We start from the raw sequence: 12,278 nt of genomic DNA on the forward strand, positions 1-12,278 counted from the left end.
AGCCAGTTTACCAGCTTGCCTTTGTTATGCCAGGAATCTTTCCAGCAAGAGCCATGTCACGAAACATTACCCTCGAAAGACCGAAGTAACGCATGTAACCCTTCGGACGTCCTGTTAACTGGCAACGATTTTTCAGACGAACTGGAGAAGCATTTTTAGGAAGTTGATCGAGCCCCTGGTAATCACCTGCAGCTTTTAAAGCAGCACGCTTTTCTGCAAATTTGGCTACCATGGCTTCTCTTTTCCTTTGCCTGGCTTCTATCGATTTTTTAGCCATCTTATTTTGTTTTTACTGTTGGCTCTCGCCTTTTCTAATATTTTTAAACGGCATACCCAATTCCTTGAGTAATTCGTATGCTTCTTCATTTGTATTAGCTGTTGTCACAAAAGTGATATCCAGTCCAGTGATCTTATTGACTTTATCAATATCGATCTCCGGGAAGATGATCTGTTCTGTAACACCCAGCGTATAGTTACCCCGACCATCGAAAGCTTTTTCGCTGATACCTTTAAAGTCACGTACACGTGGCAGAGATACTGCGATCAAACGATCAAGGAACTCATACATCTTCACACCGCGGAGTGTAACACGTGCACCAATTGGCATATGCTTACGCAGTTTGAAATTCGAAATATCCTTTTTTGACATGGTAGCTACAGCTTTCTGACCTGTAATGTTAGAGAGCTCATCTACTGCAATGTCTACCAGTTTCTTGTCAGCCACAGCGCCATTGACACCGCGGTTAAGACAGATCTTGGTAAGCTTGGGGGCCTGCATAACAGTGCCATAGCCAAACTTTTTCATTAAGGCAGGTACAACTTCATTCTTGTACTTGTCTGCCAGGCGTGGAGTATATTTAACGGTACTCATTATTTAATTACCTCCCCTGATTTTTTAGAGACACGAACTAGTTTACCATTGTCGCGGGAACGCTTAACCTTAGTAGCAGCCCCAGCTTTAGCATCCCACAGCATAATGTTGGAGATGTTGATTGGTGCTTCGGTTTTAACGATGCCACCTTTGGTGTTCTGGGCAGAAGGTTTAGTATGCTTGGTGATGATGTTTACACCCTCAACCAATACACGACCTTTGTCGAGGATCACTTCGAGAACCTTGCGGGGTTTCTTGAGATCCTTATCGTCACCGGCAATTATTACTACCGTGTCGCCCTTTTTAATGTTATATTTCGCTTTGAATCTTGTGCTCATGTAGATTCTGTTTATCTATTTATCACTTTTGTTACTAGCCCATGCTCCCTAATCGGGGCGCAAAGGTACGATTATAATACTTCCGGAGCAAGAGAAATAATCTTCATATATCCCTTGTCGCGCAGTTCTCTGGCAACTGGTCCGAAAATACGCGTACCGCGAGGCTCATCTGAGTTGTTCAACAACACTACAGCGTTGTCATCAAAACGGATATAAGAACCATCTTTACGGCGCAATTTGTTTTTGGTGCGAACGATAACCGCTTTTGTAACGGTACCCTTCTTGATGCCGCCGGCAGGTATAGCATCTTTCACAGTGACCACGATCTTATCGCCGATCCTGGCATAATCCTGTCCGCTGTTACCCAGCACCCGGATAACCAGCACCTCTTTGGCACCACTGTTATCAGCTACATTCAATCTGCTTTCTTGCTGAATCATCTTTAATAGTTTATCAATTAGTAATGTAAAACAGAGGGATTACTTCACTTTCTCCAGTACTTCCACCATCCTCCAGCGCTTCGTTTTGCTCAGGGGGCGGGTTTCCATGATACGGACAGTATCACCAATGCTGCACTCGTTCTTCTCGTCGTGTGCATGGAACTTGGTGGTCTTTTTCACGAACTTACCGTAGATAGGGTGCTTCACCTTTCTTTCAACTGCAACGGTAACGGTCTTTTCCATTTTGTTGCTGGTTACTACACCAATCCTTGTTTTACGCAAATTTCTTTCAGCCATTGTTATTCGTTTTAGCTTATTCGCTTGTTGAGTACACCTGGTTGCTGCTATCAGGCAGTGGCCAGTTTTTTGGTTAATTCCGTTTTCAGGCGGCTTAAATCACGGCGAAGATCACGGATGCTCATTGGGTTCTCCAGCGGCGTTATTGCATGGGCAAACTCCAGCTTCTTCAGGCGCAACTCATCTTCCTGGATACGAGCCTTCAGGTCTTCCAGACTCATGTCTTTCAGGCTTGTAACGAAATCGATTTTCTTTGACATCGTATGGACGATTTAAAATTTATATAATCTTATGCCTGCAGTTCACGGCGAACCACAAACTTGGTTTTGATGGGAAGCTTTTGTGCTGCCAGTTCCATTGCTGTTTTTGCAATTTCCTCTGTAACACCATCGCACTCGAAAAGGATCCTTCCCGGCTTCACCACGGCAGCCCAATGATCGGGGTTACCTTTACCCTTACCCATCCTCACTTCGGCAGGCTTCTTGGTAACAATCTTGTCAGGGAAAATGCGGATCCAGACATTACCTTCTCTTTTCATGGAGCGGGTCATCGCCTGGCGGGCACTCTCAATCTGGCGATCGGTCATCCATACTGTTTCCAAAGCCTTCAGACCGAATGAACCAAATGACAGGCTGGTACCACGTTTTGCATTACCTTTTACAGGCATCTTCTGCTGCTTCCTGTGTTTCGTTCTTTTAGGTTGTAACATCTTTTATTCTATTTGAAAATGTTCAAATTTGTTATCATGGTTAAATGGTTGCCTGGCACATGGCTTCCATTCACCATTGACCATTGACCATAAACTGTTTAGTTTCTACGATCTCTTCTCTCTCCGCCACCGCGATTACGGTCGCCACCACCACCACGATTGCGGTCGCCACCACCACGGAAATCTCTGCGGTCATCACCACGGCTCTCTCTCCTGTCTCCCATACTTCCTTCTTTACCACCAAGGAAGTTAGGATTGAGATCACGCTTGGCAAGTACTTCACCTTTACAGATCCATACCTTAATACCAATTTTTCCATACACAGTTTGTGCAAAGAGGTTGGCATAGTCGATATCCATTCTCAGAGTATGCAGCGGTGTACGACCTTGCTTTATTTCTTCAGAACGTGCGATCTCTGCACCACCAAGCCTGCCGGATACTTTAACCTTGATTCCTTCAGCACCCATACGGAGAGCAGAAGCAATCGCCATCTTAATTGCACGCTTATAGTTGATACGATTCTCGATCTGTTTAGCGATGGTATCAGCAACGATGTTCGCATCCAGTTCGGGGCGACGGATCTCGAGGATATTAATCTGAACGTCATCTTTGCCGGTCAGTTTCTTCAACTCTTCCTTGATGCGATCAACCTCACCACCACCTTTTCCTATGATGATACCAGGTTTGGACGTATGGATGGTAACGATCAGTTTACCAAGCGTACGCTCAATAACGATCTTAGAGATACCTCCTTTATTAATACGCGCCATCAGGTAAGTACGGATCTTATGATCCTCGATCAATTTCGTGGAGTAATCTTTCTTACTGCCAAACCAATTGCTTTCCCAACCGCGGATGATTCCTAACCTTGCACCAATAGGATTTGTTTTCTGACCCATTTGTTTGGTATATTAAGTTTATACGATTGAATTATTTAGAATCTACTACTACAGTGACGTGATTGCTACGCTTACGTACCCTGTAACCACGACCTTGTGGTGCCGGGCGCATACGCTTCAACATCCGGGCACCGTCAACAAAAATGGTTTTAACCACCAGTGTAGATTCATCTCCACCTTCGTTAGACTGTTTCCAGTTATTGATAGCACTTACCACCAGCTTACGCAAAGGAACAGCCGGATGCTTGGCATTATGCTCCAGTACTGCCAGCGCCTTTTCTACTTCCATTCCACGCACCAGGTCAGCCAACAAACGCATTTTCCGGGGTGATGTGGGGTAATTTTTAAGTTTAGCTACTGCTTCCATGTTTATACTATTCTTGATTCAGGCTACCCGAATCGTTATTGAATTACATTTTCTTACTTGAGTGTCCTTTGAAGTTACGTGTGGGGGCAAACTCACCGAGCTTGTGCCCTACCATGAACTCCGTTACATAAACCGGGATAAACTTGTTACCATTATGAACAGCAAAAGTGTGACCCACGAAATCAGGAGTAATGGTTGAACGACGACTCCAGGTTTTGATTACACCTTTCTTGGATTTGCCTTCGGTCATTCCCAGTACCTTCTGTTCCAGTTTTACGTCTACGTAAGGACCTTTTTTAATTGAACGAGCCATATCTAAATTTTAGCTTGTAGTTGTTGAATGTGGATTAATTGGCTAACTTCTTACCATTCTTACGCTGAATGATCAGTTTGTCAGAACCCTTATGCTTACGTGTCTTAAGACCTTTTGCATATTTACCGGTGCGGCTCCTTGGATGACCTCCTGAAGCCCTTCCTTCACCACCACCCATCGGGTGATCAACCGGGTTCATCGCAACACCACGTGTACGTGGCTTGATGCCTTTCCAACGATTCCTACCAGCCTTACCCATGCTTTGAAGACTATGATCACTGTTTGAAGCAACACCAACTGTTGCATAACAACTGATCAATACTTTCCTCAACTCACCTGAAGGCATTTTTAATACCGCATATTTCTCTTCCTTGTTGCTAAGCTGTGCAGAAGTACCGGCACTTCGTGCGATCTTTCCACCCTGTCCTGGCTGCAACTCAATATTGTGAACCACAGTACCAAGAGGCATATACTTAAACATCAATGCATTTCCAAGTTCAGGAGCAACTGTATCACCGCTGATCACTTCAGCACCTACCTGCAAGCCCTGCGGAGCAATGATATAACGCTTCTCTCCATCTACATAATTAAGCAGTGCGATGAAAGCTGAACGGTTTGGATCATATTCAATAGAAGCAACCTTTGCAGGTATGTCCTTCTTATTACGCTTGAAATCTATTATACGATATTTCTGTGCATGACCGCCACCAATATAGCGCATGCTTCTGCGACCCTGAACGTTACGTCCACCTGTTCTTGTCTTTGCCTCAAGCAGACTTTTCTCAGGAGTATCAGATGTGATCTCAGCATACGCGTTTCCGATTCTCCAACGCGTACCGGCTGTCATCGGTTTGTACTTTCTTAATGCCATTTTCTTTTCTTTTTTCTGCGAACTTTTCAGCGTCGCAATACTATAATTTGTTTGCTAATTATGCCGCACCGTAAAGGTCAATGGTTTCACCTTCTGCAACGGTTACCAGTGCCTTCTTATAGGCAGGCTTGCGGCCCTGGATGAAACCTGCTTTTGTAAAACGGGTCTTATTTTTTCCAGGGATAACCGAAGTGTTCACGTCAACAACAGTAACACCATAAAAGGATTCTATTGCTTTCTTGATCTCCAGCTTATTAGCCTTCCTTGCAACTTTGAATGCAAAGCGACGCAGGGTCTCCTGCTGGGCATTTGCCTTTTCAGTTAAAATCGGCTTTATCAAAACTTCAGAAAGTTTCATTTCTTTCTATTTATTAAAATGATAATTATGCGGTTTCTTCTACTTCTGCTTCAGTGAATACCTTAGCGGCACTTTCACTCATCACTAATACCTGGGCATTAACGATATCGTAAGTATTCATGTCGCTCAGCAATGTTCCATTGATAGATGGAATATTGCGAAGGCTCAGGTAAAGGTTCTCACCATTCTCCGGAAGGATATACAGTGCTTTTTTATCAGCAATGTTCAGGGCCTTCAGTACACCAGTGAAAGTTTTGGTTTTTGGAGTATCGAGGGTAATATCTTCGATAACTACAATTGCATTTTCCTTTGCCTTGTAAGCAAGGGCCGACATTTTTGCCAGATCCTTCACCTTACGGTTCAGCTTGAAGCTGTAATCACGGGGCTTAGGTCCAAAAATGCTACCACCACCTTTATAGAGCGGGTTACGCAGGTTACCCTTACGCGAACCTCCTGTACCCTTCTGGCGGTGAAGCTTACGGCTTGCACCCTTCACTTCCATACGGGTCTTTACTTTATGTGTACCCTGACGCTGTGCAGCCAGGAATTGCTTTACAGAAAGATAGAGCACATGGTCATTCGGTTCAATACCGAAGATCTCTTCCGGCAACTCAATTGTTCTGCCGGTCTTCTGTCCTTGTATATTTAATACATCTACTTGCATCGTACTTCAGATTAAATGGTTTACTTCTGGATAAAAACGATAGAACCGTTGTGGCCAGGAACTGAACCACTAACCAGGATATAATTCTTGTCTGGGAATATTTTAAGGACCTTAAGGCCTTTCATCTTCACACGCTCATTCCCCATACGGCCGGCCATGCGCATACCCTTCATTACACGTGATGCATCTGAAGAGTTACCCAATGAACCCGGGGCACGCTGACGATCATGCTGACCGTGAGAAGCCTCACCCACACCATGGAAGCCATGACGCTTAACAACACCCTGAAAACCTTTACCCTTGGTATTTCCAACTACTTCAACCTGGTCGCCTTCAGCGAAGATTTCAGCAGTAATGGTTTCACCCAGTGCTTTTTCTATTGAGAAATCGCGAAATTCTTTTACGAAACGTTTGGCAGCGGTTTGTGCCTTTGAGAAGTGATTTGCCTCGGCTTTGGTTGCATGCTTTTCTTTCTTATCGCCGAACGCAAGCTGAAGTGCATTGTACCCGTCAGATTCTTTTGTCTTTACCTGGGTAACTACACATGGACCAGCTTCAATGATGGTACAAGCAGTTTGCTTACCATCGGGACTGAAGATGCTGGTCATCCCAATCTTTTTTCCAATAATTCCTTTCATTTAATTACCATTTGTGCCGCATGGTTAAAAGGACAATCCAACTGTTTACGACGATGCGTAACTGAAGGATGGACTTCAATCCCCGTTTGCTATTGACCTTTTCCTTTTATACCCGCCGAAGCTTTAGCGTAAGCGGGTGGTTGCTGACAGCCTACGCTAAAGCTTCGGCTGTCAATGGAAGTACCAATAGTAAACAAACCCTGAACGGCTTGTTCATATTTACTTTTACTAATTAATGGATGATAAAGGATTTCCTTTGGATTTGCCTTTTCACCCAACCCCAGCGCTCTTTTCTCCCGCTTATAACGGAATTGAGAGATAGGGCAGTTATTTATAAGAACTAATTTTGCTTTTCAGCGATCCGGTTTAAACCCGAACCTGTTATGCCTTGATTTCCACTTCCACACCGGAAGGAAGATCGAGCTTGCTCAGTGCATCTACAGTCCTGGAAGAAGAAGTGTAAATGTCCAGCAAACGCTTATGCGTACAAAGCTGGAACTGCTCACGGGCTTTCTTATTCACATGGGGAGAACGCAATACGGTGAAGATTTTCTTATGCGTTGGTAAAGGAATAGGACCCGTTACCACGGCACCTGTACTACGAACTGTTTTCACGATCTTTTCAGCTGATTTATCCACCAGACTGTGATCGTAAGACTGTAATTTTATTCTGATTCGCTGTGACATACCTATTATCCCAAAACTTTAATTGGGAGTGCAAAGGTAACGGTAGTTTTCTTTCCTGCAAAAGAATTTTGTAAGATTTTCTGGTTTTGGGGCACAAAAACCTAAAATAATTCTGGCACTATGCTGCTATTTGCTTCGAAGCCCCTTCCCAAGCAGTTTGTAGAGGATATAAAAAACCAGGAGCATCAGTAAAATTGCTGTAATAATAGGGATCAGGATACTGGCTATCGACCCTGTTATAGCAGCCAGATTCTCTCCTGTTGCAAGCACCGGGTTTGCCGTACCTGCTGTGGCTTTTGTTGAAAAAAGACGCAATAACCCTGTTCCCAGCTGGATGGTTCCCGCTGCACCTCCCCCTGCAATAATGCCCAATCCCCATCTCAGCAAAGGGTCCAGTTCACCAATTGGCAGGAAAGATGCTGCAACCACTGTACCTGCAACTACCGCCAGCGGGGTAGCTATGGTATCAAGAAGGTTATCAACAAATGATATATAGTAACCGCCGATTTCCAGCAACGCAGCTGTTCCAAAGCTGATGATGGCCGGTAGGGTACCCATCCAATCCATTCCCTCATTAAGGGGTATCCATTTGAAGTATGCAGCGAGTGAAGCTGCAAGCAAAGGAAGAAAGACCCTGAAACCACAGCATGCGCTCAGGGCAATTCCTAAACTGATTGCATATAAATAAGTACTCATTTGCAGTTTATTTTCCTCCGGGTTCACAATACTGGCGGAGGAAATTTGTATATAAAGTGGAAAGATGGAGGTAAGTCCCCTCTCCTTCGGAAATGCTATGGGTGCGGTTGGGATAGCTCATCATCCGGAATTGCTTATTATGCCTGATAAGTTCATTAAAAAGCATTTCAGCATTATTATAGTGCACGTTATCATCTCCGGTACCATGTATATATAAAAGATTCCCACGAAGGTTTTTCGCATAAGTGATGGGCGAACCTTTCACAAAATCCTGCCTGTTCTCCTGTGGAAGGCCCATATATCTTTCCTGGTATATATTATCATACGTCAGCTGGTTGCCCACAGCGGCAATTGATATGCCCGTTTTGTAAATTTCCGGATACTGGAACATCAGATTTAGCGTTGCAGAACCTCCACCACTCCATCCCCAAACCGCCACGCGCGAACTATCAATATAAGTCCATTTCAATATTTCACGTGCGGCCAGGGCCTGGTCTCTGATATTGACCTGCCCGATTTTTCTGTAAGCGATCTTTCGCCATGCCCTTCCTTTTGGCACAGGGGTGCCCCTGTTATCTAGAGATACATATATATATCCATCAGTTGCCATATCGCCATTATAAAGGAAATTTCTGCCCGCACCATATTCATCTTTTACGGTTTGTCCCCATGGTTCAGTGTAAACATAAAAAACGACAGGATACTTTTTGGCGGGATCAAAGTTGGTGGGCTTAGCCACCCAGGCATCCATTTCAACTGCTTCCGCGGTTCGGATTTTAATAAACTCTATACGCTTATCGCCTGAACCGGCGGAGGCGATTTTACCGGCAACCGACTCTCCCATCCCAATGGTCTTGTGATCTTTTAAAGTGATCCATTCTTCCGCAGGATTTATATAATGATTACTAAATGAATGTTTAGCATATTTTGCACCAGGGGCAATTTCATACCGATGCGTTCCTGGCTGATCCCGTGGCGTTACTCTCTCCGGAAGACCTTTACCATCAAGCCTAGAGCGATAAAGATAAAGTTGGGTGGCATTTTCAGGCGATGCCATGAAATACAGATAGTTCCCTTTTTCGTCAACCCGTACAATATCCATCACATCGAAGTTTCCGCGGGTAATGAGCGTTTCCTTTCCCCCGTTAACGGATAACCTGTAAATATGTCTCCATCCATCCTTTTCACTCGCCCAAAGAAATTCCCTGCCTCCATTAAGCCAATCCCACCCTCCGTTTGCATAATCCTGGTCCCAGGAAGGCATGATATCTATCCATGCGCTGTCATATTCTTTGTACAAACTTGTGGCAACGCCTGTTTTCACATCAGTCAGAAGCAAGGCTGAATGCTGCTGTTTGCGGTCGAGATGCTGAACTACAAGCTGATTGGCATTTACCCATTCCATTCGCGGTGCATAAGAGCCCAATGACTGGTCATAAGGGATATTCATCCACTTTAATTCTTTTGGTTCCAACTCCAAAACACCAATCTTAAAAGGAGAAGGGGATTCACCTGCTACAGGATATTCTACAGGAATTGCAGTTGGATAGATAGAATCAGTATTGTTTACCATCAGGTAATCCTTTGTACCGCGCGCATCTATCTGCCAGAAAGCGATAGCCCGACTGTCGGGACTCCATCGGAATCCATCCCTGCAAAAAAACTCCTCTTCATATGCCCAATCAAATGTTCCATTAATAAGTTTTCTTGTTCCGTCGCTGGTGAGTTGCTCAACCTTTTTTGTTGCGATTTCTTCCGCATAAATATTATTAGCATGAACATAAGCAACCTTCTTCCCATCAGGGGAAAACTCAGCAAACATTAATGATGATGGAGGGAAGTCTGAACCAATTTTTTGTAATTGCCTCGAAGCAATTGAATAGATAAAATAATCACCCTTGGTTTCATAACGCCACACCTTAACCGAATTTGTAAAAATCAATATTGACGCTTTATCATAACTATGCTGGTACGACTGAATTTTCAATGGTTTATCGCCGTCCTTCAGATGCACTTTATCAATTACAACAGACTTATCCATTCCTGGTAATTGGTATAATACAAGATTTCCCTCTTCAATCTGGTAATAACCATTACCATCATCCGACCATTTAAATCCGGTTTGTGCATTAAGTGAAACAAATACGAAGCCGAAGCAGAAAAGCAGGAAGAATTTATTCATCACCAGCGGAGTTTAACGACAATATACAAAAGAATAAATTCAAGAAATAAACATAAAAAAAGGTTGCCGGATGATCCGGCAACCTTGAGTTGTTAAGAATTGGAAGTATTAATTTCCTGGTTTACTGTTATGAATCAGTTTACCTGTGAATGTTTTACCATTCGAAGTAATTCTGTACAATACTCCATCTGTAACGTTTTGCTTTGGCGTATAGATCAGGTTCTGAACCTCTCCTTTACGCATGATGCCATCGAATACAGAAGCGAGACGCTGACCAGTAAGGTTGAATACTTCAAGTGTAACCTTACCATCTTCCACTGCCCTTACCTGGAACTGAACGCGGTCCGAGAATGGATTTGGATATGCTTTAACAGTAGCTGCACTTACTTCCGGCTGGCTAACGGTAGCACCAACTGTGCTGATAGATCCGTCAAGACCGAAGATGTTAGCAGGAGCAGCTACAATCGGAGCATCAGTCAGGATATTGTTAGTGCAATTAACCGCGGTATTAGACCATCTCAGGAAGAAGCGGCACTCATCAAATGCTTCATTGATCACGGTTATCGCTTTAACAAGATCTCCCATTGAAACTCCGGCTGGCAATGGTGTACCTCCCAAAGTTCTGCTTGCCAACCTGTACAATTCATACACTGATTTGTACGATAGCGAATTCACAACGTTTGCAGGCATATACCAGCTCTTGATACTGTTTGTTTCCATACCATTAACCATACAATTCTGTGGCTTAGGAGCACCACAATCGGAGTATGGATCCTTGGCTTGTGTTACAAGATATTTACCTCCCTGCAGCATGAACTGTCCCAATTTCTTATCAGGAGTCATGAAGATATTCAGGGTTAGTGTCACTGTTTGAGACAAAAGGATATTATCGATCCTGCCATTCTTCTTAGGCACTGTGTAAACTGAATAGTTACTTCCAAGAACTGCTGCTGGACCACCGCCAGGCATTATGCCGTTCAGCAATGCAGCATGACGAACCGGAACAGAGAAGTTCTTAGTATTAGATCCGAGGAACAGGATCTGACCAGGCATATTATTAATGCTCTGTGTGATCAGCTCAACGGCATTAACCTTATTACCCTGCGGGGTACAGGCTTTACCATTCTTGCTGCCATAGAAGCCCTGGGTGTAAGAACAGTGTACTACAGGCTTAGAAGGACAAACACAAGAGTTCACCTTAATACTTATAGCACAAACCTTACAACAACCTTTGCTATCATAAACACTAACTTTCAACACAATGGTTCCTACAGTGCTGCCAGCTTTCACAGATACTTCATTAGTACCTTGTCCACCAACAATAGAACCAGAACCACTTGCAATCCACCACCAGTAGGTGTAAGGACCAGTGCCACCAGTTGGGTTTACGCTAACTTTTGTTGTTCCACCTGCATAAACATTGATATTAGAAGATGGACTGAAATTGCAAACGATCTCAGATGGTTGTGTAATAACCACTGTTGTTGTTCCTTTACATCCACTTCTTGCGTCAGTAACTTCTACTGAATAAACGCCGGCTGCCAGGCCATTGATATCTTCCGTTGTAGCACCGTTACTCCAGAGATATGTGTATGTACCTGAACCACCTTCAACGGTTAAATTGATCCAACCATTCTTTCCACCATAGCAAGTAACATCACATGTCTTATAAGTGAGGATAAGTTCACCACCTACATTCAATATTTTGCTACAAGTGCTAGTACAACCATTTGCATCAGTTACAACTACTGTGTATTCACCTGGAATTGTCAAACCACTGATTGTTGCACCAGTAGTTGGTTCAAATCCTTCAGGACCAGTCCAGCTGTAGGATACACCACCAGAAGCCGTGAAGCTTGTTGATGCGTTACTACATGTCAGATCTTCTCCCTCAATTGAACAAATAGGAGCTGTATAGATCGTTCCTGTTACCATCGCCCTTGGACTC

General features: G+C 43.9%; 18 protein-coding genes. All 18 read right to left on the minus strand.

Features of this window, described 5'->3' with window-relative positions; genetic code table 11:
• Nucleotides 1-7: 7 nt before the first annotated feature.
• Entirely contained in the window at nt 8-277 is a 270-nt protein-coding gene (rpsN, locus tag HY58_RS12540; RefSeq protein WP_039132452.1) for a 30S ribosomal protein S14, read from the minus strand.
• 12 nt (nt 278-289) lie between these two features.
• On the minus strand, nt 290-871 hold the full coding sequence (rplE, locus tag HY58_RS12545; protein WP_039132454.1) for a 50S ribosomal protein L5: 582 nt from the start codon (nt 869-871) through the stop codon (nt 290-292).
• A complete protein-coding gene (rplX, locus tag HY58_RS12550) occupies nt 871-1,209 on the minus strand; it encodes a 50S ribosomal protein L24 (protein WP_039132456.1) in 339 nt (112 codons plus the stop codon). Before rplX ends, rplE begins: the two co-directional genes overlap by 1 nt.
• Before the next feature lie 71 nt (nt 1,210-1,280).
• The gene (gene rplN, locus HY58_RS12555; protein ID WP_039132458.1) at nt 1,281-1,649 is read right to left on the minus strand and encodes a 50S ribosomal protein L14; all 369 of its coding nucleotides are present in this window, start codon (nt 1,647-1,649) and stop codon (nt 1,281-1,283) included.
• 39 nt (nt 1,650-1,688) lie between these two features.
• Nucleotides 1,689-1,946 carry a 30S ribosomal protein S17 gene (gene rpsQ / locus HY58_RS12560; protein WP_039132459.1) on the minus strand — a complete coding sequence of 86 codons (258 nt, stop codon included), beginning with the start codon at nt 1,944-1,946 and terminating at the stop codon, nt 1,689-1,691.
• Nucleotides 1,947-1,996: 50 nt separating this feature from the next.
• Nucleotides 1,997-2,206 carry a 50S ribosomal protein L29 gene (gene rpmC / locus HY58_RS12565; RefSeq protein WP_039132461.1) on the minus strand — a complete coding sequence of 70 codons (210 nt, stop codon included), beginning with the start codon at nt 2,204-2,206 and terminating at the stop codon, nt 1,997-1,999.
• 29 nt (nt 2,207-2,235) lie between these two features.
• On the minus strand, nt 2,236-2,655 hold the full coding sequence (gene rplP / locus HY58_RS12570) for a 50S ribosomal protein L16 (RefSeq protein ID WP_039132462.1): 420 nt from the start codon (nt 2,653-2,655) through the stop codon (nt 2,236-2,238).
• 98 nt (nt 2,656-2,753) lie between these two features.
• On the minus strand, nt 2,754-3,554 hold the full coding sequence (gene rpsC / locus HY58_RS12575) for a 30S ribosomal protein S3 (RefSeq protein ID WP_039132463.1): 801 nt from the start codon (nt 3,552-3,554) through the stop codon (nt 2,754-2,756).
• 31 nt (nt 3,555-3,585) lie between these two features.
• On the minus strand, nt 3,586-3,921 hold the full coding sequence (gene rplV, locus HY58_RS12580) for a 50S ribosomal protein L22 (RefSeq protein WP_052324094.1): 336 nt from the start codon (nt 3,919-3,921) through the stop codon (nt 3,586-3,588).
• 43 nt (nt 3,922-3,964) lie between these two features.
• Nucleotides 3,965-4,234, minus strand: a complete 270-nt coding sequence (gene rpsS / locus HY58_RS12585; protein WP_039132467.1) for a 30S ribosomal protein S19 — start codon at nt 4,232-4,234, stop codon at nt 3,965-3,967.
• Nucleotides 4,235-4,268: 34 nt separating this feature from the next.
• Complete coding sequence (rplB, locus tag HY58_RS12590; protein ID WP_039132469.1) at nt 4,269-5,105, minus strand: 50S ribosomal protein L2; 837 nt, start codon at nt 5,103-5,105, stop codon at nt 4,269-4,271.
• Nucleotides 5,106-5,163: 58 nt separating this feature from the next.
• On the minus strand, nt 5,164-5,463 hold the full coding sequence (gene rplW / locus HY58_RS12595) for a 50S ribosomal protein L23 (RefSeq protein WP_039132471.1): 300 nt from the start codon (nt 5,461-5,463) through the stop codon (nt 5,164-5,166).
• 25 nt (nt 5,464-5,488) lie between these two features.
• Nucleotides 5,489-6,127 (minus strand): 50S ribosomal protein L4, encoded by a 639-nt coding sequence (rplD, locus tag HY58_RS12600; protein WP_039132473.1) that lies wholly within the window; start codon nt 6,125-6,127, stop codon nt 5,489-5,491.
• A 20-nt stretch (nt 6,128-6,147) separates the two neighbouring features.
• The gene (gene rplC, locus HY58_RS12605; protein ID WP_039132474.1) at nt 6,148-6,765 is read right to left on the minus strand and encodes a 50S ribosomal protein L3; all 618 of its coding nucleotides are present in this window, start codon (nt 6,763-6,765) and stop codon (nt 6,148-6,150) included.
• Between the two features lie 381 nt (nt 6,766-7,146).
• Complete coding sequence (gene rpsJ, locus HY58_RS12610) at nt 7,147-7,452, minus strand: 30S ribosomal protein S10 (protein WP_018610945.1); 306 nt, start codon at nt 7,450-7,452, stop codon at nt 7,147-7,149.
• Nucleotides 7,453-7,578: 126 nt separating this feature from the next.
• Nucleotides 7,579-8,148, minus strand: a complete 570-nt coding sequence (locus HY58_RS12615) for a DUF4126 domain-containing protein (protein WP_039132536.1) — start codon at nt 8,146-8,148, stop codon at nt 7,579-7,581.
• Nucleotides 8,149-8,155: 7 nt separating this feature from the next.
• Entirely contained in the window at nt 8,156-10,330 is a 2,175-nt protein-coding gene (locus HY58_RS12620) for a DPP IV N-terminal domain-containing protein (RefSeq protein WP_039132480.1), read from the minus strand.
• Nucleotides 10,331-10,438: 108 nt separating this feature from the next.
• Nucleotides 10,439-12,278 (minus strand): T9SS type A sorting domain-containing protein (locus HY58_RS12625; protein WP_156123680.1); only part of this gene is annotated, 1,840 nt, incomplete at its 5' end.

Source organism: Flavihumibacter sp. ZG627 (assembly GCF_000814325.1).
Taxonomy (GTDB): domain Bacteria; phylum Bacteroidota; class Bacteroidia; order Chitinophagales; family Chitinophagaceae; genus Flavihumibacter.